At 65.0% G+C, this 21752-nt stretch carries 26 protein-coding genes; 14 read left to right on the top strand and 12 right to left on the bottom strand.

What is annotated here, in order from left to right:
* The first annotated feature begins 76 nt into the window (after nucleotides 1-76).
* Entirely contained in the window at nucleotides 77-487 is a 411-nt protein-coding gene (locus GRI47_RS00380) for a hypothetical protein (RefSeq protein WP_160659445.1), read from the top strand.
* Here the strand turns inward: GRI47_RS00380 and GRI47_RS00375 are convergent.
* Genes GRI47_RS00375 through GRI47_RS00365 form a run of 3 tightly spaced genes read right to left on the bottom strand, consistent with a single transcriptional unit; the run spans nucleotide 438 to nucleotide 3845 of the window.
* Nucleotides 438-1574, bottom strand: a complete 1137-nt coding sequence (locus tag GRI47_RS00375; protein WP_160659444.1) for a hypothetical protein — start codon at nucleotides 1572-1574, stop codon at nucleotides 438-440. The two genes, GRI47_RS00380 and GRI47_RS00375, sit on opposite strands and share 50 nt — an antisense overlap.
* Nucleotides 1541-3097, bottom strand: a complete 1557-nt coding sequence (gene ubiB / locus GRI47_RS00370) for a 2-polyprenylphenol 6-hydroxylase (RefSeq protein WP_160659443.1) — start codon at nucleotides 3095-3097, stop codon at nucleotides 1541-1543. The genes GRI47_RS00375 and ubiB overlap by 34 nt, the downstream gene beginning before the upstream one ends.
* Nucleotides 3098-3101: 4 nt before the next feature.
* Nucleotides 3102-3845 (bottom strand): class I SAM-dependent methyltransferase, encoded by a 744-nt coding sequence (locus tag GRI47_RS00365; RefSeq protein ID WP_160659442.1) that lies wholly within the window; start codon nucleotides 3843-3845, stop codon nucleotides 3102-3104.
* 56 nt (nucleotides 3846-3901) lie between these two features.
* Between GRI47_RS00365 and mutM the strand changes: the two genes are divergently transcribed.
* The 6 genes from mutM to GRI47_RS00335 all read left to right on the top strand — a co-directional run bounded on the left by mutM (nucleotide 3902) and on the right by GRI47_RS00335 (nucleotide 8932).
* Nucleotides 3902-4717 (top strand): bifunctional DNA-formamidopyrimidine glycosylase/DNA-(apurinic or apyrimidinic site) lyase, encoded by an 816-nt coding sequence (gene mutM, locus GRI47_RS00360; protein ID WP_160659441.1) that lies wholly within the window; start codon nucleotides 3902-3904, stop codon nucleotides 4715-4717.
* 156 nt (nucleotides 4718-4873) lie between these two features.
* Nucleotides 4874-5134: a 30S ribosomal protein S20 gene (gene rpsT, locus GRI47_RS00355; RefSeq protein WP_160659440.1), complete on the top strand. Its 261-nt coding sequence runs from the start codon at nucleotides 4874-4876 to the stop codon at nucleotides 5132-5134.
* Nucleotides 5135-5678: 544 nt separating this feature from the next.
* Nucleotides 5679-7091 carry a chromosomal replication initiator protein DnaA gene (gene dnaA / locus GRI47_RS00350; protein ID WP_160661217.1) on the top strand — a complete coding sequence of 471 codons (1413 nt, stop codon included), beginning with the start codon at nucleotides 5679-5681 and terminating at the stop codon, nucleotides 7089-7091.
* Between the two features lie 82 nt (nucleotides 7092-7173).
* On the top strand, nucleotides 7174-7587 hold the full coding sequence (locus GRI47_RS00345) for a DUF983 domain-containing protein (RefSeq protein WP_160659439.1): 414 nt from the start codon (nucleotides 7174-7176) through the stop codon (nucleotides 7585-7587).
* On the top strand, nucleotides 7584-8369 hold the full coding sequence (locus GRI47_RS00340) for a HesA/MoeB/ThiF family protein (RefSeq protein ID WP_160659438.1): 786 nt from the start codon (nucleotides 7584-7586) through the stop codon (nucleotides 8367-8369). The genes GRI47_RS00345 and GRI47_RS00340 overlap by 4 nt, the downstream gene beginning before the upstream one ends.
* Complete coding sequence (locus tag GRI47_RS00335; protein WP_160659437.1) at nucleotides 8366-8932, top strand: DedA family protein; 567 nt, start codon at nucleotides 8366-8368, stop codon at nucleotides 8930-8932. The genes GRI47_RS00340 and GRI47_RS00335 overlap by 4 nt, the downstream gene beginning before the upstream one ends.
* A 22-nt stretch (nucleotides 8933-8954) precedes the next feature.
* On the opposite strand, the gene GRI47_RS00330 is transcribed toward GRI47_RS00335, so the two are convergent.
* Nucleotides 8955-9662 carry an NAD-dependent deacylase gene (locus GRI47_RS00330; protein ID WP_160659436.1) on the bottom strand — a complete coding sequence of 236 codons (708 nt, stop codon included), beginning with the start codon at nucleotides 9660-9662 and terminating at the stop codon, nucleotides 8955-8957.
* A 35-nt stretch (nucleotides 9663-9697) separates the two neighbouring features.
* On the opposite strand from GRI47_RS00330, the gene dapB reads away from it, so the two are divergent.
* The 3 genes from dapB to GRI47_RS00315 are packed head-to-tail and all read left to right on the top strand — an operon-like array spanning nucleotide 9698 to nucleotide 11532.
* A complete protein-coding gene (dapB, locus tag GRI47_RS00325; RefSeq protein WP_160659435.1) occupies nucleotides 9698-10426 on the top strand; it encodes a 4-hydroxy-tetrahydrodipicolinate reductase in 729 nt (242 codons plus the stop codon).
* A gap of 3 nt (nucleotides 10427-10429) precedes the next feature.
* Nucleotides 10430-11095 (top strand): endonuclease III, encoded by a 666-nt coding sequence (gene nth, locus GRI47_RS00320; RefSeq protein WP_160659434.1) that lies wholly within the window; start codon nucleotides 10430-10432, stop codon nucleotides 11093-11095.
* Nucleotides 11096-11121: 26 nt separating this feature from the next.
* A complete protein-coding gene (locus GRI47_RS00315; protein WP_160659433.1) occupies nucleotides 11122-11532 on the top strand; it encodes a hypothetical protein in 411 nt (136 codons plus the stop codon).
* Between the two features lie 3 nt (nucleotides 11533-11535).
* Here the strand turns inward: GRI47_RS00315 and GRI47_RS00310 are convergent, their stop codons facing one another.
* The gene (locus tag GRI47_RS00310) at nucleotides 11536-12792 is read right to left on the bottom strand and encodes a dicarboxylate/amino acid:cation symporter (RefSeq protein WP_160659432.1); all 1257 of its coding nucleotides are present in this window, start codon (nucleotides 12790-12792) and stop codon (nucleotides 11536-11538) included.
* 95 nt (nucleotides 12793-12887) lie between these two features.
* Complete coding sequence (gene dapE, locus GRI47_RS00305) at nucleotides 12888-14021, bottom strand: succinyl-diaminopimelate desuccinylase (RefSeq protein ID WP_160659431.1); 1134 nt, start codon at nucleotides 14019-14021, stop codon at nucleotides 12888-12890.
* Between the two features lie 29 nt (nucleotides 14022-14050).
* Between dapE and GRI47_RS00300 the strand changes: the two genes are divergently transcribed.
* Complete coding sequence (locus tag GRI47_RS00300; RefSeq protein WP_160659430.1) at nucleotides 14051-14518, top strand: cupin domain-containing protein; 468 nt, start codon at nucleotides 14051-14053, stop codon at nucleotides 14516-14518.
* An 8-nt stretch (nucleotides 14519-14526) separates the two neighbouring features.
* Here GRI47_RS00300 and GRI47_RS00295 read toward each other — a convergent pair whose 3' ends face one another.
* Entirely contained in the window at nucleotides 14527-15393 is an 867-nt protein-coding gene (locus GRI47_RS00295) for a S1/P1 nuclease (protein WP_160659429.1), read from the bottom strand.
* Complete coding sequence (locus GRI47_RS00290; RefSeq protein WP_160659428.1) at nucleotides 15393-16061, bottom strand: glutathione S-transferase family protein; 669 nt, start codon at nucleotides 16059-16061, stop codon at nucleotides 15393-15395. The genes GRI47_RS00295 and GRI47_RS00290 overlap by 1 nt, the downstream gene beginning before the upstream one ends.
* Nucleotides 16062-16164: 103 nt before the next feature.
* Here GRI47_RS00290 and GRI47_RS00285 point away from each other — a divergent pair, with 103 nt between their 5' ends.
* Nucleotides 16165-16581 carry a VOC family protein gene (locus GRI47_RS00285; RefSeq protein ID WP_160659427.1) on the top strand — a complete coding sequence of 139 codons (417 nt, stop codon included), beginning with the start codon at nucleotides 16165-16167 and terminating at the stop codon, nucleotides 16579-16581.
* Between the two features lie 136 nt (nucleotides 16582-16717).
* Here GRI47_RS00285 and GRI47_RS00280 read toward each other — a convergent pair whose 3' ends face one another.
* Nucleotides 16718-17422 carry an IclR family transcriptional regulator gene (locus tag GRI47_RS00280; protein ID WP_160659426.1) on the bottom strand — a complete coding sequence of 235 codons (705 nt, stop codon included), beginning with the start codon at nucleotides 17420-17422 and terminating at the stop codon, nucleotides 16718-16720.
* Nucleotides 17423-17543: 121 nt separating this feature from the next.
* Here GRI47_RS00280 and GRI47_RS00275 point away from each other — a divergent pair, with 121 nt between their 5' ends.
* Nucleotides 17544-18377, top strand: coding sequence for an antibiotic biosynthesis monooxygenase (locus tag GRI47_RS00275; protein WP_160659425.1), 834 nt, complete (start codon nucleotides 17544-17546; stop codon nucleotides 18375-18377).
* Between the two features lie 33 nt (nucleotides 18378-18410).
* The gene (locus GRI47_RS00270; RefSeq protein ID WP_160659424.1) at nucleotides 18411-18761 is read left to right on the top strand and encodes an EthD domain-containing protein; all 351 of its coding nucleotides are present in this window, start codon (nucleotides 18411-18413) and stop codon (nucleotides 18759-18761) included.
* 161 nt (nucleotides 18762-18922) lie between these two features.
* On the opposite strand, the gene yihA is transcribed toward GRI47_RS00270, so the two are convergent.
* The 3 genes from yihA to yidD form a co-directional block, all read right to left on the bottom strand.
* Complete coding sequence (yihA, locus tag GRI47_RS00265; protein WP_160659423.1) at nucleotides 18923-19579, bottom strand: ribosome biogenesis GTP-binding protein YihA/YsxC; 657 nt, start codon at nucleotides 19577-19579, stop codon at nucleotides 18923-18925.
* A 91-nt stretch (nucleotides 19580-19670) separates the two neighbouring features.
* The gene (gene yidC, locus GRI47_RS00260; RefSeq protein ID WP_160659422.1) at nucleotides 19671-21443 is read right to left on the bottom strand and encodes a membrane protein insertase YidC; all 1773 of its coding nucleotides are present in this window, start codon (nucleotides 21441-21443) and stop codon (nucleotides 19671-19673) included.
* Nucleotides 21444-21540: 97 nt separating this feature from the next.
* Nucleotides 21541-21750, bottom strand: a complete 210-nt coding sequence (yidD, locus tag GRI47_RS00255; RefSeq protein WP_160659421.1) for a membrane protein insertion efficiency factor YidD — start codon at nucleotides 21748-21750, stop codon at nucleotides 21541-21543.
* Between the last annotated feature and the right edge of the window lie 2 nt (nucleotides 21751-21752).

The raw sequence follows: 21752 nt of genomic DNA, 5'->3' as shown, positions 1-21752 counted from the left end.
ACGCGAATGCCAGCGGGGTTGCGGAGCATGGGGGCAGAGGCCTATCGCGGGACACGAAGGATCGGGAGAGAAAAGAATGCATTTCGTCTTGAGCGCCATCATCGCCTTGCTGGCTCTGCTCGACCTGATGCTGGGCGTTGGCTTTCTGGTGAACCCGGCGGCATCGGGCGCGGATTTCGGCCTGTCTGCGGGGTCGGCGGCGGCAGAAGGCCTGTCGGCGATGCGAGCGGATTTCGCCGCCTTTTTCCTGGTCGCGGCGGGTTTCATGGCGCTGGGCGCGTGGCGACGGCGGGGCGATGTGCTGACCGTGCCCCTCGCCCTGTTCGCAATCGCCTTTACCGGGCGGCTGATAAACCTGCTGGTCGTCGGCAGTTACGAAGGCTGGTGGCTGCCGATGCTGGTCGAACTCGGCCATGTCGCCGCGCTCGGCCTGGCGATCAGGGTGTGGCCGTGGCGGCGGCGGCGCTCGAAATTTCGCGTCGGCTGAGCGCGTCCCCGATGGCGCGCGGCACGAAAACGAGGCCGACGCCATAGGCGGGCACGACGAGACCCATCCAGTAGAAATTGTCGAGCCGCGCGAACAGGGCGACGAACAGGCCGAAGCCCAGGAACCAGCCGAATGCCAGCGTTCCCATCCGCCCTCCCAAGGCTGCCCAGCCCAATAGCGGCAAAACGCCGAGCGGTCCGGCGAGCCAGACGGGCAGTTCCTGGAGGATGGTCAGCAGATTGACCCCGTAGAGCGGCAGCGCCGGTCCGATCAGCGCCTGCCACCCGTCCGAGACGAGATCGCCCGGCAGGCGTGCCGCGGCCACCGCATGGGCGTGGAAAGCGATTCCGATCGCAAGAAGGATCACGGCAGCTCCAAGCGCCACGGCCCGCCGCCAGCGCCGCTGGAGCAGGCTGAGCGCGCCCCACAAAAGCAGGAACGGCAGCGCCAAAAGGCGCAGCGCCGATGCGGCGAAGGCGATGATCAGCGCCGCCGCGAAGAACCGCTCCGACAAGGCCAGCGCCAGGGAGAGCGCCAGTCCGGCCAGCGCCTCGTGGCTGGTCGCGATTTCGGGGATCAGGGCGACGAGGCCGAACAGCGCGACGATCAGCGCCGCGCCCATCCGCTCGAACCGCGATCCGCGCTTCGCCAGCGCCGCGTGCCAGGCGAGGATATTCGCGACCCACAGGAGGATCGCGATCCCCCGCCATCCTTCCGCTCCCCATAAAGCCGTGGTCCAGGCCAGCACCGGCGTGCGCACGGTTACGAAGGGAGCGGTCGGATAATTGGTGCGCCGATGCTCGTCGGTGGCGACCGCATAATACCCCTCACCCGCCGCCACCCGCGCATTGATCGTGCGGTACAGGTCCATGTCGGCGCGCGCTCCGCTCTCGCTGCGGACGGCGTTCTGGCTTTCGAGGCGCTGGTCGAGCGTTTGCAGGCTCGCAATATTGGCGATGCAGGCGATGGCCGTGAGGATCAGCAGGGCGATCCCCAGCCAGCGCGGCAGGAGGCGCAGCGGCCGCTCGGGCAGCGCGCCGAACCGGGCGGGACCTAGCCGATCCAGCCCTGCGCCGCTGCCAGCCATGCCAGACCCCCTCCCCCCAGAGCCGCGACGAGATAGCCGAGCCAACCACTCTCGCGAGAATGCCTCTCACCGATCAGTTCGATTGCGGGCAAAGGCGGCGGTTCGGGCGCCCCGCCGCGCGGGGGATACATTTCCTCCAGCCGCCGGATCAGCGCGGGCACGCGCAGCAGCGTCTCGGTATCCTCGCGAATGCGGTCAGCCAGCGCGGCTTCCGGCCCCAGCTCGTCGCGAATCCATTCGCGCACGAACGGGGCGCTGACATCCCACATATTGATGCTGGGATTGAGCTGGGTGGCGATGCCTTCGACCATTACCATCGTCTTCTGAAGCAGAAGGAGATGCGGCTGGGTCTGCATGTCGAAATCCCGCGTGATCGCGAACAGCCCGTCGAGCATCTGGCCGACGCTCAACTCGCTCACCGGCTTGCCGCGCATCGGTTCGCCCACCGCCCGCAGCGCGGTCGCGAATTCGTCGACCGAATGGTGAGAAGGCACGTATTGCGCCTCGAAATGGATCTCGGCGACGCGGCGATAATCGCCCGTGGTCAGCCCGTAGAGGATTTCCGCCAGCCATTGCCGCGCCTGCCGGTCGATCCGGCCCATAATGCCGAAATCGATCGCCGCGATCGTTCCGTCCGCTTTCACGAACAGATTGCCCTGATGCATGTCGGCGTGAAAATAGCCGTAGCTGATCGCCTGCTTGAGGAAGGCCAGCACCAGCCGCTCCGCCAGATCGGCGAGATCGTGGCCTTGCGCGAGCAGATCCTCGGTGCGCGAGATCTTGATCCCGTCGATCCATTCGATCGTCATCACCCGGCCGTTGGTGCGATCCCAATCGACCTGAGGAATCATATAGCGCGCCGTGCCGCGCATCGCTTCGGCAAGTTCGGACGCGCTCGCCGCCTCGCGCCGCAGATCGAGTTCGCGCAAGGTCCAGCGCTTGAAATTGGCGATCGTCAGCGCGGGCCGCAGCCGGCGCGCCTCGGGCGAGCCCATCGCTTCCAGGTGTGCGGCGGCCCATTCATAGGTCTGGATGTCGCGCGCGAAGCGTTCGCGGATGCCGGGGCGCAGCACCTTGATGGCGACGGTGCGTCCGTCGGTCGTCACCCCGCGATGGACCTGCGCGATCGAGGCCGCGCCAACCGGATCGGGCTCGATACTGGCGAACAGCGTGTCGAGCTTCTGACCGTAAGCCGCCTCCATCGCCGCCTCGATCTCGGCGAAGGGCACGGGCGGGAGGCTGTCCTGCAAGCCCAGCAGGTTACGCGCCGCATCATCGCCGACGAGATCGGGCCGGGTCGCCAGCGTCTGGCCGAGCTTGATCGCGGCGGGACCGATCGCCTGGAAGGCTCCGGCATAATCGGGCTCTTTGGGCTGGATCGTGCCGAAGCGCGCCAGCCGCGCCAGTCGCTTCACCTGAACGGGCGTGTTCGGATCGCGCTCGATCCCGCGCAGCGCCCCGTGCCGCGCGAGGGTGCGGCCCCATTTCAGGAGCCGCCAGATATGCGTGGAAGGTCTGGTCAAATCCTCAGACCTTCCAGCCCGAATGGATCGCGACCAATCCGCCCATGATCGGCTCCACCCGCGTGTTTTCGAAGCCCGCATCGCGGATCATGCGTTCGAATTCGGGCATGGGCGGGAAGCGGCGGATCGATTCGATCAGATAGCGATAGCTGTCCTCGTCACCCGCCACCATCTTGCCGATCTGCGGCACAAGCTTGTGCGAGTAGAAATCATAGGCTTCCTTGAAACCCGGCCATTCGACGGTCGAGAATTCGAGGCAGAAGAACCGCCCGCCATATTTGAGGACGCGATGCGCTTCCTTCAGCGCCTGATCGATCCGGGTCACATTGCGGATCCCGAAGGCGATCGTATAGGCGTCGAACTGGCGCGAGGGATAGGTCAGCTCCTCCGCATTCTGGCACGACCACGACAGGCCGGTGATCCCGCGCTCCATCGCGCGTTCGATTCCGACGTCGAGCATATCCTGATTGATGTCCGCCACGGTCACTTCCGCCCCGCGCGCCGCCATGCGGAAGGCGATGTCGCCCGTGCCGCCCGCCATGTCCAGCACCGCTTCGCCATATTGCGGTTTCACCCGGCTGACGAAACGGTCCTTCCACAGGCGGTGCATCCCCCCCGACATGGCATCGTTCATGATGTCGTATTTGCTCGCGACATTGGAGAAGACGGCGCCGACGCGGGCGGTCTTCTCGTCTGGGGCGATGTCTTCGTATCCGAAGGAGACGGTATCGTGATCGGCGTGGGTCATGGGGCAAGGCCTTAGGGGGAATTGCCGGGAGGGCAAAGGGGTGTCAGAGGCCCCGGATGCCGGAACTTCCCGAAGTCGAAACCACGGTGCGCGGTCTGGCGCGATTCCTCGACGGGGCGACGATCACGCGCGTCACGGTCAATCGGCCCGATCTGCGCCGCCCCTTCCCGCCCGGCCTCGTCCAGGCGCTGACGGGCGCGCAGGTCTCCGGCCTGTCGCGGCGGGCGAAATACGGGCTGATCCATACGAATCGCGATCACGTGATGGTGTTCCATCTCGGTATGAGCGGGCGCTGGCGGATCGATCCCGAACGGGACGAAACGCACGACCATCTGGTGATCGAGACCGCCCATCACCGCTTCGCCCTGAACGATCCGCGCCGCTTCGGATCGGTCGACCTGCTGCTCGCGCCCGAACTCGACCGCTGGAAACCCTTCGCCGCGCTCGGCCCAGAACCGCTCGGCGACGCACTGACGGCCGTCCATTTGCGTGATGCGACCAAGGGGCGCAAACCCGCGATCAAGCTCCTGCTCCTCGATCAGCGCGTCGTCGCGGGGCTCGGCAATATCTATGTCTGCGAGGCCTTGTGGCGGGCGCGGATCGATCCGCGAAAGGCGGGCGCGAAAGTCACCCGACCCCAGCTCGAGCGGCTCGTCCCCGCGATCCGCGACGCGCTCGAACAATCGATTCGCGATGGCGGATCGACCCTGCGCGATTTCGCGCAGCCCGACGGCGAACTCGGCTATTTCGCGACTCGCTTCGACGTGTATGGGCGCGAGGGACAGGCCTGCCACCGTGAAGATGGCGGCACGATCCGCCGCATCGTCCAGGGCGGGCGCAGCACCTGGTTCTGCCCTGTCTGCCAGCGCTGATTTCGACACCTGGCAATTTCCTTGACGATTCGCGCCCACCTGCGTATGTGCGCCGCTTTCCGGCGGTAACGCGCCGTCTCTTAATCCGAGATTCGATCAACCACCGCGCCGCTCCATCAGGCAGGCGCCAAAGCTACGAGCCAGACAAGGACCGACATGGCCAATACGCCGCAAGCCAAGAAGCGCATCCGCCGCAACGAGCGCCGGGCCGAAGTGAACACCGCCCGCATGAGCCGCATCCGCACGCACCTCAAGAAGGTCGAGAGCGCGGTTGCCGAAGGCGACAAGCAGGCCGCGACCGACGCCCTCAAGGCAGCCCAGCCCGAACTGGCGCGCGGCGTTTCGCGCGGCGTGCTTCACAAGAACACCGCCTCGCGCAAGATGAGCCGTCTGTCGAAGCGCGTCGCTGCTCTCTAAGACCGGCTACGCGCTGGCCCCAACCGGGTCGGCAGGGCACTCTATTCGAAAAGGCCGTCGCGGGCGATCGCGGCGGCCTTTTGACGTTCGGATCACATCCGTCGCGTGACGTCGTAAGGCCGTAACCACGCCGTAACATTAGCTCCGGGCAAGCTTCGGTAATGTCATGATTCGCAGGATCCGAAATCGGCAAGATCGAGCGATTTCATAGGCTTGAACGGCGCTCTGCGGGTCTTGGCCGGTCAAGCGCTTTATTTCAGATTTTTTGCCTTGTCCCCACTTGCGACTCGCTCCGAGACCGACTTAGAACAATCCCACGCCGAGCGAATGCACAGCGCCCGGCTTCACAATCTGATCGAGCGGGGGAGCCTGCGGGACAGCGATTCCGCAGCGGTGCGAAGCTTTGTCGAAACGCCTTTAGGGGGGCTTGAACGCCGGAAGCGAGCGCGCTTCCGGTGACGGGACGGGTGCGGGTACGATGGGTAGAACAAGTGACGGCGCGCAGCAGCGTCGACTGGAACGGCAGAAGGGTCGGGACGAATACATGGAAGACCTCGAAGCTATCAATCTTGCGGCGGACTGGGGCGATATCAGCCAGGGCCTGCGCAAGGATCTCGGTCACCAATTGCACAGCCAGTGGATCAAGCCGATCCAGGTCGGCGGCATCGACCGTGACACGGGGACGCTCGACCTGTTCCTGCCCACCGAATTCGCCGCCAAATGGGTGCAGGACCGCTTTGCCGACCGCCTGTCGCTGGCATGGAAGATCGCCTGCGCGGACGTGCGCAATGTGCGGATCAGCGTGCATCCCGGCCGTCGCAAGGTCGCCGACCTGCACGTCCACACCGATGGCCGCCGCGCCGCCAATGACGGCGCCGATACCGGGATGATGGCGATCGCCGCCGATACGATCGGCGATACCGGCTTCACCTCCAGCGTCGGGCTCGACCCGATGTTGACCTTCGCCGCCTTCGTCACGGGCGAAGCGAATATCCTCGCCTGCAACGCGGCGCAGCGCATGGCCGCGCCCGAACGGCCCCAGTTCAGCCCGCTCTATCTCAAGGCGGGGACCGGCCAGGGCAAGACCCACCTCCTGCACGCCATCGGCCACAGCTTCCTCAAGGCCCATCCGCGCAGCCGCATCTTCTATTGCAGCGCCGAACGCTTCATGGTCGAATTCGTCCAGGCGCTGAAGCAGAATCAGATGATCGAGTTCAAGGCGCGCCTGCGCAGCTTCGATCTGCTGCTCGTCGACGATATCCAGTTCATCATCGGCAAGGCTTCAGCGCAGGAGGAACTGCTCTACACGATCGATGCGCTCCTGGCCGAGGGCAAGCGCCTGGTCTTCGCCGCCGACCGCGCGCCGCAGGCGCTGGACGGGGTCGAACCGCGCCTCCTCAGCCGCCTTTCCATGGGTCTCGTCGCGGATATGCAGCCCGCCGATATCGAGCTCAGGAAGTCGATCCTCGAATCCAAGCTGACCAAGTTCGCCCCGCTCGAAGTTCCGGGCGATGTGATCGATTTCCTCGCCCGCACCATCACGCGTAACGTCCGCGAGCTGGTCGGCGGCCTCAACAAGCTGATCGCCTATGCCCAATTGACGGGGCAGGAAGTGTCCTTGCAGCTGGCCGAGGAGCAGCTGACCGACATTCTCTCGGCCAATCGCCGCCGGATCACGATCGACGAAATCCAGCGCACCGTCTGCCAGTTCTACCGCATCGACCGCAGCGAGATGTCGAGCAAGCGCCGCGCCCGCGCGGTGGTGCGCCCGCGTCAGGTGGCGATGTATCTGTCGAAGGTGCTGACGCCGCGCAGCTATCCCGAGATCGGCCGCAAGTTCGGCGGGCGCGACCATTCCACCGTGATCCACGCCGTGCGCCTGATCGAGGACCTGCGCCAGCGCGACGCCGACATGGACGGCGACGTGCGCAGCCTGCTGCGGCAGCTGGAGAACTGAGGCGACGGAGTCCGTTTCTCGCGGGCTCCAGCAAGGTCGAAAAGTGGTTCCGAGCCGGGCTGGAAGCGCCTAGGGATTTCGCATGGCCCCTCCCCCTCTACCTTACGAATTGCCACAGAATTTTCCGGCAGCGCTGCTGCGCGGGTTTCTCGGCAAATGCCCGCGCTGCGGCGAGGGAAAACTGTTCCGCGCCTGGCTCAAGCCGAAGGATCACTGCCCGTGCTGCGCGCTCGACCTGCGCGAGCAGCGATCGGACGATTTTCCCGCCTATGTCGCGATCTTCATCACCGGGCACGTGCTCGCCCCGATCCTCATCATGCTGGTGCTCGATTTCGACCTGTCGATCCTCGCCCTCACCGCGATCGTCTTCGCTCTGGCGGTGGCGATGTTGCTGGCGCTGATCCAGCCGTCCAAGGGCGCGGTGATCGCGCTGCAATGGTGGAACGGGATGCATGGCTTCAGGAAAGAGCGCGTTGCCGAGGACAGCGAGGCATGACGGCTGCCCCTACCCTATCCGAAGCGCGCCTCGATCGGTTCGCACGCCATATCGTCCTGCCCGAGATCGGGGGCGCAGGCCAGGTCGCGCTGGCGCGCAGGCATCTGGTCCTGATCGGGCTCGGCGGGATCGGCAGCCCGGCGCTCCAGTATCTGGCGGCGGCGGGTATCGGGAAACTGACTTTGGTGGACGACGACCGGGTCGAATTGTCCAATCTCCAGCGCCAGACGCTCTACACCACGCGCGATATCGGCCATGGCAAGGCGGTGATCGCGAAGCGCTGGATCACCGGTTTCGACCCCGAGCTCGACGTGACGATCAGCGATCGCCGGATCGATGCGGCCAATGCCGAAGCGCTGGTGAGGGACGCAGATCTCGTCCTCGACGGGACGGACACCTTCGCCACGCGCCTCGCCGTGTCGGATGCCTGTGTGCGGACGGGCATCCCCCTGATGGCCGCCGCGGTGGGGCGTTTCCAGGGCCAGGTCGGCGCCTTTGCCGGGCACCGCGCCGACCAAGCCTGCTATCGTTGTTTCGTCGGCGATGCTTTCGATGCGGATGATTGCGACACCTGTGCCGAAGATGGGATGCTGGGCGCGATGGCGGGCTGGACCGCCAGCTTCGCCGCCATGCAGTCGATCCGCGCCCTGCTCGACGGCGTGACCGATTACGGCGGCGCCCAATGGGGAACGGTGCATCTCATGGACGGGATGGCCCCCGCGATGCGCAGCTTCCGCATCTCGAAGGACCCGGCCTGCCGGGGGTGCGGATCGCGAGGATGACCATTGAGGCGCTGATCGCGCGCTTTGGCATTCTGGCGGTGTTCGTGGGTGCTGCGGTCGAGGGCGAAACGGCGGTCGCCACGGGAGGATTGTTCGCGCATCGCGGCCTCCTCGCGCTCCCGCTGGTCATCGCCGCCGCAGCGACCGGGTCGTTTCTCGCCGATCAGATATTCTTCCTGATCGGGCGCCGCTATCGCCATCATCCGCGCCTCACCCGCTGGACCGCGAAGCCCGCCTTCGCCCGCGCGCTCGCCGCGATCGCGCGGCATCCGACCGGCTTCATCCTGATCTTCCGCTTTCTCTGGGGCCTGCGCACGGTCAGCCCGATCGCGATCGGCACGACCAGGATCAGCTGGCGGCGCTTTGCCGCGCTGAACGCGCTGGCGGCGCTGCTCTGGGCGAGCCTGGTCAGCATGGTCGGATACAGCCTCGCAGCCACGCTGGCGGGCCTCGGCGCGCGGCTGGAACGGGTGCCGCATTATCTCCTCGCCATCGCCGGCCTCGCCCTGTTCTTCGCGGGTCTGGGATGGTGGCTGCGACGCCGCTGGCGCCTCTCGCGCTGAACCGATTGCCCCGGCGCGATCGTCAGCCGAGCATCTCCTCCACCCATTCGGGCACCAGAACGCTCGCAGGGCCGTGGCGGGATTCGGCGAACCAGTGCGAACCCTGGCTGGCTTCGAGATTGAGCTCCAGCGTCGCCACCCCCAGATCGCGCGCATTCCGCACGAAACCGGCGGCGGGATAGACCGCGCCCGACGTGCCGATCGATACGAACAGATCCGCCTCACGCAATGCGCCGAAAATCCGGTCCATCTCGTAAGGCATCTCGCCGAACCAGACGACATCGGGTCGCAGCGCCTTTTCGCCGCATTCGGGGCAGGCGGGCCGGTCGATCAGCGTGCCACGCCACGGGCTGCGCGCGTCGCAGGCAGTGCACCAGGCGTTGAGATGGGTGCCGTGCATATGGAGCACGCGCTTCGCCCCGGCGCGTTCGTGCAGGTCGTCGACATTCTGCGTCACGATCAGCAGCTCGCCCTTCCATTCGCGGTCGAGCCTCGCCAGCGCCTGATGCGCGGGGTTCGGATGCTTGGTCTGGATGGCTTCGCGCCGCATGTCGTAGAAGCGCAACACCAGCTCGGGATCGCGTTCGAACGCTCCGGGCGTGGCGACATCCTCGACCCGATGCTGCTCCCACAAGCCACCTTCGGCGCGGAAGGTGTCGATGCCGCTTTCCGCGCTGACGCCCGCACCGGTGAGAATGACGATATTGCGTATGTCGGATCGGTCGGCCATGCGGGCGTTGAAGCACAGGCGAGCGGGGAGTGGCAATGGCGCGCATCGGCATCATCGGCAGCGGAGGAGCGATGGGCGCGGCCCTGATCTCCGTCGTGGAGCGATCGGACCACGAGCTGTCGGGCGGGATCGATCGCGGGGGCGATCCGGCGGGCCTTGCCGACCGGTCGGACGTGCTGGTCGACTTCTCGGCGCCCCAGGCGCTCGAGGCCAATATCCATGCCGCCATCGGAGCGGGCATCCCGCTGGTGATCGGCACGACCGGGCTGGAGGCGCGCCACCATCTGGCGATCGACAACGCCGCGCGCGCGGTGCCCGTGCTTCAGACGGGCAATACGTCGCTGGGCGTAACCCTCCTCGCCCATCTCGTGCGCGAGGCGGCGCAGCGTTTGGGCCCGGACTGGGATATCGAGATCCTCGAAATGCACCATCGACGCAAGGTCGATGCCCCCAGCGGCACCGCGATTCTTCTCGGCGAGGCCGCCGCCGAAGGGCGCGGCATTGCGTTTGCGGACAACACGGAGCGGGGCCGCGACGGCCAGACCGGCGCGCGGGCGCAGGGCGCCATCGGCTTTGCCAGCCTTCGCGGCGGCACGGTGGCGGGCGAGCACAGCGTGATCCTGGCGGGCGAGGAAGAGCGCATCACTCTGTCCCACAGTGCGGAAAACCGCTCGATCTTCGCCCGCGGCGCTATCCGCGCGGCGGAGTGGCTGGTCGGGCGCGAGGCAGGGCGCTATCGGATGGACGACGTCCTCGGCCTCTGACGCATGACCAGGGACCAGATCTTCGAATTCTTCCGCCGCCTCGCCGAGGACAATCCGGCGCCCGAAACCGAACTCGAATACGGCAATGCCTACCAGCTCGTCGTGGCGGTGGCGCTCTCGGCGCAGGCGACCGATGTGGGCGTCAACAAGGCGACGCGGGCGCTGTTCGCCATGGTCGAAACGCCTCAGCAGATGCTCGACCTCGGCGAGGAGGCGCTGAAGCAGCACATCAAGACGATCGGCCTGTTCAATTCCAAGGCCAAGAACGTGATCGCGCTTTCGCAGCTGCTGGTCGACGAATACAGGGGCGAAGTACCCGACACGCGCGACGATCTCGTCCGCCTCCCCGGCGTGGGGCGCAAGACCGCCAATGTCGTGCTCAATTGCTGGTTCGGGCAGGAGACCTTCGCGGTCGACACACACATCTTTCGCGTCGGCAACCGCACCGGCCTCGCCAAGGGCAAGACGCCCGATCAGGTCGAGGCCAAGCTGGAACGCCGCGTCCCCCAGCCCTTCCGCCTGCACGCGCATCACTGGCTGATCCTGCACGGCCGCTATATCTGCAAGGCGCGCACGCCCGAATGCTGGCGCTGTTCGGTGGCGGATCTGTGCAGCTACAGGAAGAAGGTGCCGGAACCGCAGCGCAAGGCACCGGTTCGAAAGGCATAGTCCCTGCGCTTTCGAGGAGACGACCGATGCTCCGCCCCATCCTGATTGCCATGCCGCTGACGCTGGTAGCAGCCTGCGCCCCGCTCGACACCGGCCGCGATTTCGTGAGCGATGCGCGCCCCGCCGCTGCGGTGGGGGAGGCTCAGCGTTGCATCAACACCTCGCTGATATCGCGCCAGACGGTGCAGGACGACCGCACGATCGATTTCCGACTGGGCGCGACGATCTATCGCAACACGCTGCCCTCGCCCTGCCCGCGCCTCGGATCGCTGCGATCGATCGCCTACGAGCCGCTGGCCGGACAATTATGCGCCAATCAGACCGTCCGCGTGATCGACCCGATCGGCGGCGGGGCGTCGCAAGGCGCTGTGTGCGGGTTGGGCGAATTCGTGCCGGTCGAATATGTCGATCGGACGAAAGACACGATGGGCTCCTGATTCCTACACATCGTCCGCCGAGATCATCTCCGCGCGGTCGAGCTCTCCCGTCATGCTCGCCACCGTCACGGCCACCGCCGCATCGCCCGACACGTTCGTCGTGGTGCGCATCATGTCCATGATCCGGTCGATCCCCGCGACCAGCGCGATGGTTTCGAGCGGTACGCCGACCGCGCCGAACACCAGCACCATCATGATCAGGCCCGCCCCCGGAATGCCCGCCGCGCCGATCGCACCCAGCGTGCCGAGGATGGAGATCAGGAAATAATCGTTCCAGGTCAGGTCCACACCGAAGGCCTGCGCGCCGAAGATCGTGGCGAGGCCGAGATACATGGCCGTGCCGTTCATGTTGATCGTCGCGCCCAGTGAGATCACGAAGGCGGCGACCGAGTTCGACACGCCCAGATTGCGCTCCGCACAGCGCAAGGTGACAGGCAAGGTCGCATTGGAGCTGGCGGTGGAATAGCTCACCGCCATCGCATCGGTGATCCCGCGGAAGAAATCGATCACCGGCAGCTTCGCCACGAACTTGATCATCCCGGCATAGATCAACCCGATGATGAGCAGGCAGCCGAGATAGTTCAGCGCGACGAGGATGCCGAGCGCCTGCAACGCCTCGAGCCCCAGAGTGCCGGCCACCCACGCCATCAGCGCGAACACGCCGAACGGGGTGAGTTCCATCACGATCATGGTGACCTTCTGCATCACCACCGATCCGCTTTCGAAGATGGCCAGCACGGGCTTGCCCTCTTCCTTCGCCATCAGGATGCCGATGCCGATCAGCAGCGAAAAGACGATCAGCGGCAGGACGTTGACGTCCGCCATCACCTGAACCGGGCTGTCGGGCACGACCTCCAGGATCATGTCGCGGAAGCCCACCGCCTGTTCCTGGCGCGCCTGCGCGTTTTCGAGCGCGCTCTGATCGAGCGCCATCGTACTGCCGTCGATCCGCGAACCGGGTGTGAAGAAGCTGCCGATGGCGAGCCCCAACCAGACCGCCATCTGCCCGGTCACGACGAACAGGAGCAGCGCCCGCCAGCCGACGCTGCCGAGCTTCCGCAAGTCGCCGATACTGGCGACGCCCGCGACGAGGCTGAAGAAGATCAGCGGGACGACCAGCATCTTGATGAAGGCGATGAAGATATCGCCGATGATCTTGATGCTCTCCGCGCCCGGCCCCCATATGAAGCCGACGATCACGCCGAGGATCAGCGCGGCGATGACCCGCTCCCAGAGCGGAATGGCGAACCAGGTTCTCATGTTTTGGCTTCCCTACCCGAATTTCGCGCGAAGCTACGCAAAGCGGTGGCGGAAGGGAAGCGTGCTCGTACGTATCCTCCCCGAAACGGGAAAGATCAGGCCAGGGCCGCCTTCACGATGCGGGCGTAGATCCGGGCCAGGACGCGCAGATCCTCCACCGCCACGGCCTCGTCGCGCTTGTGCATGGTCGCGTTGACCAGCCCGAATTCGATCACCGGACACACGGCGCGCAGGAAGCGCGCATCGGACGTGCCTCCGGTGGTGGATGGCTCGGGATCGACGCCCGTCTCGGCTTTCACCGCCTCGGCGATGATCGCGGAAAACGCGCCCGGCGGGGTCAGGAAGGGCTCGCCCGACACGATCGGCAACGCGGTGCCGCCATGCTTCTTCGCGATGGCGACCACTTTTTCGGAAAGCGACGCGCCCGAATGGGTGTCGTTGAAGCGGATCGAGATGCGCGCCTTGGCCATGGCGGGGATGACGTTGTGTGCGGTGTTGCCGACCTCCAGATCGGTGATCTCGAGATTGGAGGGCTGGAACCAGTCGGTCCCTTCGTCGAGCACCAGCGCGTCGAGTTCCGCCAGCATGGCGACCAGCTTGGGAATCGGATTGTCGGCCAAGTGGGGATAGGCGACGTGGCCCTGCGTCCCCTCGACCTCCAGCCAGATATTGACCGAGCCCCGGCGGCCGATCTTCATCATGTCGCCCAGCCGATTCACGCTGGTGGGTTCTCCCACGAGGCAGAGGTCCGGCTGTTCGCCATGATCGCGCATCCAGTCGATCAGCGCGCGCGTGCCATGGAGCGCGGGGCCTTCCTCGTCGCCCGTGATGATGAAACTGACCGTCCCCGCATCCTCCGGCACATCGGCCACCGCCGCCGCCATGCAGGCGATCGCGCCCTTCATGTCGACCGCGCCGCGCCCGTAGAGCAGGTCGCCTCTGATCTCCGGCTCGAACGCGCCGCTCGCCCAGCCCTCGCCCGGAGGGACCACGTCGAGATGACCGGCGAAAGCGAAATGCTTCGATCCCGGAGGGCCGCGGCGTATGGCGAAGAGGTTCTCGACCGGAGCCTCGGGCGTTCCCGTCTCGCCATCGCCGCGCGTGAAGCGCGTGACTGTGAAGCCCAGCGGGACGAGCAGCTCTTCCATCGCGTCGAACACCGCGCCGGTGGCGGGGGTGACGCTGGGCGCGGCGATCAGGCGCTTGGCGAAGTCGAGAACATCGGTCATTCTCAGCCCGCTAGCAGGAGTGTGCGCCCATGCCCAAGCTCGATCTCGATGCGATCCCGCAGACCAATCTCACCGGCTACCCGGCTCCGTACGATGCGGACGTACAAGGCCGCTGGTATCGCCGCCTCGCGCCGGTTGCGGGGCTTACCAGACTGGGCGCGAGTCATGTAACGCTGGAACCGGGTGCGTTCTCCTCTCAGCGCCACTGGCATCGCGGGCAGGACGAGCTGGTAGTGATGCTCGAAGGCGAAGCGGTGCTGATCGAGGATGCGGGCGAGATGGTCGTACGCCCCGGCGACGTGCTCGCCTGGCCGGCCGGTGTGGAGAACGGGCACCGGCTCCACAATCGCAGCGGCGAACCATGCGTGTTCGTGGCGATCAGCGGTGGGGACAGGAACGAGGATTCGGGCGAATATCCCGACATCGACATGGTATTCGACGCGGCAGGCTATGCCCGCAAGGACGGCACCCGCTACGACGCGGAACGCCCGGCCTAACGCCAGGCCTAACGTTCGTCCGTCGCTAGCGGCCCCGGTGCGAAGGCAGCGTCGAGCGCTTCGGCGATCCTCAACCCGGCCTGAAGTACGCGCCGCCGCGCGATCGGGATGGCGCGATCGATCGCCTGCTGGTCGAGGACGGTGCGTTCCGCCAAATCGCCGGTGCACGGATCGCAGCCATAGGCGTTGGGATAGACGAAATCGCGCGACAGCTGCCAGCTCTCGCGGCCCCAATCCGCCGGGCCGCCACCTGCCAGTTCGGCGCGCTCGGCATCGGTGTAGCGGCGTACCACCGGCGGATTGCCGCTGATCGCGCGCTCGGCCAAGGGGCCGTCCCAGATCCAATGGAGGTTCAATTCCGACACGATCCCGTAATCGACCACCCGATCGTTGCCCCCACGATCGTCGTGATCGCCCGAATGGAGCGGCATGTGGATGTCGCCCGCGAAGTGGACGAGGAAGGCGAGCGCCTCCAGCCGGACATTGGCGGGCAGGCTCTCATCGGCGAGGACGCGCTGGTTGCGCGTAATCTGTGCGCTGACGCAGGACCCGCCCGAGCAGTTCTTGCGGTCGCTGTATTCCTCGGTGATCGGTTCGGTCTGGTAATGCCAGGGGAAGGTATAGGCCCAGCGCCAGCCTTCGCCACGCAAGCAATCGGGCCAGACCGACGCATCCTGGATCGTCGCCAGCGGACAGTCGGGCGTGCCGATCTGATCCTCGGCCCGCATCAGCCGCTCGATCGCGCGACGCGTCTCGGGCTTCACATTCGCTTCGGCGATGTCGGCGGTGATGGTGTGGGCGTAGAACCCCCAGGCCGACGCCGCTTGCGGAACGGCCATCGCCAGAGCGGCGACGAAAATCGTAAGAAGGCGCATCAGGCTTCTCCGGGCGCGGTTTCGTATTGTTCGATCACCCATTCCTCGTTGTCGGAGGCCGCGATCCAGCTCTGCATCCAGTCATGCTCCCACACCGCTTCCATATAGGTCGCGGCGAAACCGGGCACGCCGATTCCGTAGCTGATGAAGCGGCTGACCACGGGGGCGTAGAACACGTCCGCCGCGCCGAACGTGCCGAACAGGAACGGCCCCCCATCACCGAAACGCGCCCGCGCCTCCGCCCACAGGCCGAGAATGCGGACGATGTCGTGCTTGCAGGCATCGGTGAGGTGAACGCCCTGGAAGCGCTTGCGGATGTTCATCGGGCATTCGCTGCGCAACGCTCCGTAGCTCGAATGCATCTCTGCAACCATCGCGCGGGCCATGCCTCGCGCGGTATCGTCCTTGGGCCAGAAGCGGTCGCGCCCGACCTTGTCGGCGCAATATTCGAGAATGGCGAGGCTGTCCCAGATCACCGTCTCCCCATCCCACAGGATCGGCACCTTGCCCGACGAGGCCTGGAAGCCGTCCTGCTGTTTGGCGCTTTCCCATTGTTCGCCGAACATCGGCACGGTGATTTCCTCGAAGGAGAGGCCCGATTGCTTGACCGCGAGCCAGGCGCGCAGCGACCAGCTGGAATAGTTCTTGTTGCCGATGATCAGTTTCATGGGATGCCCCGCTTGGTTGGATGCGCGGTAGAGGCTCTGCCGAGGGCTGTCGAGGCGGATGCGGGCTCTAGGCGCGTCGCTCGGCCAGCGATATGAAAGCATCATGACATTGCGCCCCTTCCACCTCGCCTTCCCCGTCCGCGATCTTTCGGAGGCGCGCGCCTTCTACGGCGACCTGCTCGGCTGTTCGGAGGGGCGCAGTTCGGCGGAATGGGTCGATTTCGAATTCTTCGGCCACCAATTGGTCGCCCATCTGGGCGGAAATGCAGGAGATCGCGCCAGCAACGAGGTCGATGGCCATGACGTGCCCGTCCCGCATTTCGGCGTACTGCTGGAGATGGGGGACTGGCAGAAACTGGCGGACAGGCTGATCGCGGCAGGCACGGATTTCGCCATGGAGCCGACCATCCGCTTCAAGGGCCAGCCGGGCGAACAGGCCACCATGTTCTTTCGCGACCCCAGCGGCAATGCGCTGGAATTCAAGGCATTTGCGGACGACGCGATGATCTTTGCGAGATAGAACGACTCAGTGAGTGTTCGCGGGCCATTGAATCTATGACTAGCGGGTTGTCAGTAAACGGCCTCGATTTCGGTCGTTGGGACACCTTCGCGTCTTTCTTACAAGCCGCCACATGATTGCTTTCGCGAAACGCTACTCAGCCGCTTGAACTCTTCCGCGCCATGTCCGCGATCGCCACCGCTATCCCCTCGAGCTTCGTTTGCGGCAATCGACTGGCCGCGCCGTTCAAGCACAAGCCGGCGACGGTTTCTCCATCCCGACGCAGTGGAACCGCAACGCAGTGCAGGCCGGACTGGTAATCGCCCTGCTCGATGGCGAAACCGCGCCGGCGAACCATATCGAGCGCTAAGAGCGCTTCGTCGCCCTGCGTCGCTTCCAGCGAACGGGCCACGCCCGGCATAAAGGCGGCAAGCACCAGGCCGATGGCCGAGCCGGACAGGGATTCGCGCTGCCCCAATCGGCTGTGCGCGGTCGGATTGTTCGCTTTCTCGATACCGTCGAGATAGTAGAGTTCGTCTCCGCTGGGTACGATCAGGTAGGTCGACTCGCCGAACCGCTCCGCCGCATCATGGACCAAGGGTCTGAATTGCCGCCGCAAATCGTCGTCATCGGCTGCGATCCGAGCGAGGTTCAGAATGCGGCTCCCCAAACGATAGTCCGATCCCGCAGCGGGTCGCTGAATATAGCCGAGCGCAGAAAGCGTGGCGAGGATGTTATGTGCGGTGGATGCTCTGATCCCCGCCTCGGCTGCAATCTTGCTCAGTTTTGCAGCGCCATCGGCGCGGGCAATGATTTCGAGCATACGCATCGCGCGCTCCACGGATTGGATCGGCTTGTTCATCCGCGCAAACTTTCAACCATGTTGAACTTATGCACTTCACCTCGCTTTCTGGCCAGCTTCGCGGAACGCGACTTACCGCGCGGCAATTGGAAAGGTGAGTCCGACACAAGGAGACCAACTTATGCCGCATATCATGATGGCCCAATGCACCGGCCTGCCGGGGCGCGAGGACGAACTGGCATCCCACATCGCCGAACTCGCCTCCGCCGTTCGCAGGGAAGCGGGCAACGAAGCCTTCGAGGTGTTCGCCAAACCGAATAGCGAACGAGGCTGGCTGATGATCGAGCGCTATCGCGACAAGGCGGCGTTCGAGCGGCACCTCGACATGAGCCACACCAAGGCTTTTAACGCGGCGCTGGAGGAGCTTGTCGAAGGCGGCGCCTCGGATGTGACCGAGCTTTCTCCAACCGCCGAGCCTGACGATGCCGCTCCGGGCGTTCGCGGGATCGATCATGTCGGTGTGACCGTGCCCGATATCGATGCCGCCTCGCACTTCCTCAAACTGACCTTCGGAGCCCGCACGCTTTATGACGTACTGCCCGCCGATGCCGATCCAATGGAAGGCCAAGAGGTGGAGCACCAGCTCGGCCTTCCCGAAGGTGCGCGAGTGGAGCACATGCGTCTGATGCGGATCGGCCATTCCGCCAATATCGAGATGTTCCGTATAGAGAACGCCGAACAGGCCGACGCTGCGGGCCTGGCCGATTACGGTCTCCAGCATATCGCGCTTTACGTGGACGATATGGACGATGCCGTCACACGCCTGAAGGATGCGGGCGGCGCGCTGCTCTCCGATCCCCACCCGCTTGCAGGGGTCGAGGATGGGAATGGAAATTCGGGCGTCTACGCCCGCGCACCATGGGGCATGTTGATCGAGCTGATCTCGACACCCGATGGTATCGATTACCCGGAGGATTGCCCGATGCCGCGATGGAAGCCGCAGCCCAGTCTCTGACCCTTATCAAGGAAAGACCGTTCTATGATCAAGATGACCATGTTCCTGAAACGCAAGGATGACCTCAGCCATGAGGAATTCGTGAAGCACCATATCGAAGTGCATGGACCAAAATTCCGCTCCATTCCGGAGGCGGCAACCCATTGCCTGCGCTACATCCAAACCCACCCCATCGAACTGAAGACCGACGCCGCGCAGAACGCCGATTTCGACGGGACCGCCGAATTATGGTTCGACAGCGAGGACGGCATGGAAAAGGTATTGACCTCGGACACGTACAAGAACACCGTCTTCCCCGACGAAAAGACCTTTCTCGACCATGACAACACGTTGATTCTGGTCGGAGAACAGGTCGAGATCATCGACGCGTACCGCGAGCGATGAGGACAAACGCTTCCGGGACGGGGCCGGCAAAGCAAGAGTAATGTCGGAGCCCCTGTAGGCGCGAATGGCAGGTTTCTACATTGGCTTTCTGAAAACCGACAGTCGGCAACGCACCTTAAAATCGGACATTCAATTCGCAGCAGCAAACCGCCGAAAGCCGCCTAGACCCCCGCGTCGCTCAGCACTGCCGCCCTTAGTTCGTCGATCCCCATGCCCTTCTCGCTGCTCGTCACGTGGATGTGCGGATAGGCGGCGACGTGCTTCTTGGCTTCGGCTTCGGTGGCGGCGACGACCTTGGCGAGGTCGCTTGCCTTGATCTTGTCGGCCTTGGTCAGGACCACGCGATAGCCGACCGCCGCCTCGTCGAGCATTTTCATCATCTCGCGGTCGACATCCTTCAGCCCGTGGCGGCTGTCGACGAGGACCAGATTGCGCGCCAGCACCTGCCGCCCGCGCAGATAGGTGCGGACCAACTTGCGCCATTTCTCGACCACCGCGACCGGCGCCTTGGCGAACCCGTAGCCAGGCATGTCGACGAGGCGGAACAGCGTCGGCTCGCCCACCTCGAAGAAGTTCAGCTCCTGCGTGCGCCCCGGCGTCACCGAGGTACGCGCGATCGCGCGGCGGCCTGTCAGCGCGTTCAGCAGCGAGCTCTTGCCGACGTTTGAGCGACCGCAGAACGCGATTTCCGGCACGTCAGGATCGGGCAGGAATTTGAGCTGGGGCGCGGACAGGAGGAAATCCACCCGGCCCGAGAACAATTTGCCTGCGCGCCGGATCAAGTCCGCCTGTTCGGCTTCTTCCCGATCGTTCGTCATTGCGAGCGACCGAAGGACGCGCGGCAATCCACGTCGTGACGCGCGACCGCGATGCATTGCTTCGCTGCGCTCGCAATGACGAGGAGGATACTCACCCGTTCGCCTTCGCTGCCGCCGCAGCGGCCTTTTCCGCGCGTTCCTTCTCCGCCGCTGCGCGCAGCTGCGGGTTCTTGGAATAGAGATATTTCTGCTGCGCCAGCGTCAGGATGTTGCTGGTGTTCCAGTAGAGCAGCAGGCCGGCGGCGAAGGGCGCCATCACGAACATCAGGATCCAGGGCATGATCGAGAAGATCTGCTGCTGGACCGGGTCCATCGCGCTGGGGTTCATCTTGAACGTCAGCCACATGGTGAAGCCGAGCAGCAGAGCGAGCACGCCGATCCCGAACACGATCATCAGGTAGCTCGGCACTTCGATACCCAAGGCCGCCAATCCATTGGCGAGGTTCCACGGATCGGGCGCGGACAGGTCGTGGACCCACAGGAACTTCTCGTGCCGCATCTCGATCGCCAGGATCAGCACCTTGTAGAGCGCGAAGAAGATCGGAATTTGGAGGATCAGCGGCAGGCACCCGGCAAGCGGATTGACGCCTTCGTCCTTGAACAGCTTCTGGATTTCCTGCTGCTGCTTAGTCCGGTCGTCCTTATATTTTTCCTGCACCGCCTTCATCTTCGGCTGGATCGCCTTCATCGCGGCCATCGAGGAAAACTGCTTCTGCGCGACCGGGAACATCAGCCCGCGGACCACCACCGTCAGCAGGATGATCGCGACGCCGAAATTGCCGACCACCCCGTTGAAGAAACGCAGCAGCCACAGGAGCGGCTTTTCGAACCAGCGGAACCAGCCCCAGTCGATCGCAAGCCCGAACTGCGTGATGCCCGAATCCTGATAGGCGTCGAGCACGGCGCTTTCCTTCGCGCCCGCGAACAGGCGGGTGCTGCTGGAAGTCTGCTGGCCTCCCGCAAGAGTCACCGGATCGTGGATCAGGTCGGCGCGGAAGAGATCGTTGCCGAGGCTGCGGAAATCGGCGCGGAACTCGGCGGTCTGAACCGGGACCAGCGCGGAAAGCCAGTAGATGTCCGTAAAGCCCAGCCACGCCGCGCGGCCGGGCGCGGCCACGCTGCCCGCTTCGGCGACATCGTCGTAATCAAAGTCGTAATCCGCCGATCCGTCGAACACGCCGATCGGCCCCGAATGGGCGATCCACATATCCTTCGTCGCGGTGTCGCTGGTGCGCGCGATGTAGGAGAACGGCTGGATGACCGCGCCACTCTGGCCCGGATTGCCGACCGTCTGCTGCGCCGTGATCATGTATTCATCGTCGATCGACAGTGCGATCCGATAGCGCAGGCCATCCTCGCCCGTGCGCGTTAGGACGACCGGGCTGTCGGGCGACAGCACGTCGCCATCGGCCGTCCAGGTCGCGCCCATGCCAGCGCGCTGCCCGTTGGCGAGGAAGCCGAATTCGGCCCATTGCTGGGTCTCGGTCCCCTCGGGCGCGAACAGGCGAACGTAATCCGCCCCCGGCTCGGTCGATTCGCGGTAATCCTTGAGCACCAGATCGTCGATCCGCGCACCTTCGAGATTGATCGATCCCTGCACGCGCGGCGCATCGATCCGCACCCGGTTGCCGCCCCGCAGTGCGGTGGCGAGATCGACCGTGGGGGCCACCGGCCCGGCACCGACAGTGCCGCCGTTATTGGTCCCGCTATTGGTAAGGGCCGCGTTTTCGGCGGGCGTGTCCACCTTCTCGGCCTGCTGGACCTCCACCGGTTGGGGATACAGCCAGCCCATGGCAGCGTCCCAGCCGAATAACAGCAATGCCGAGAGCACCACCGCAAGGATCAGGTTGCGCGAATTGTTCAAGGTCGGTCCCGTTCGTCGATTGCCTGCCGGAGAGAATGGGATCCGCCAGGTGTATTATCAAGATATGGCAGCATGGTTCGAAACAAGTGCACGCCCCTCAAGGCACCGGATCGTGGCCATGGCCACCCCATGGGTGGCAGCGCACTATACGCTTCAGCGCGAGCCATCCACCCCTGATTGCACCATGCTTGTCGAGCGCCTGCACCGCATATTCGCTGCATGAGGGGGCAAAGCGGCAAGTCGGCGGCAGAATGCGGCTCGGCCCCCACTGCCAGGCCCTCGCGATCCAGATAAGCGGGTACTTCATCT

This window comes from Qipengyuania pelagi, assembly GCF_009827295.1.
Classification (GTDB): Bacteria; Pseudomonadota; Alphaproteobacteria; order Sphingomonadales; family Sphingomonadaceae; genus Qipengyuania; species Qipengyuania pelagi.
This window is presented reverse-complemented; position numbering and strand designations above follow the sequence as displayed.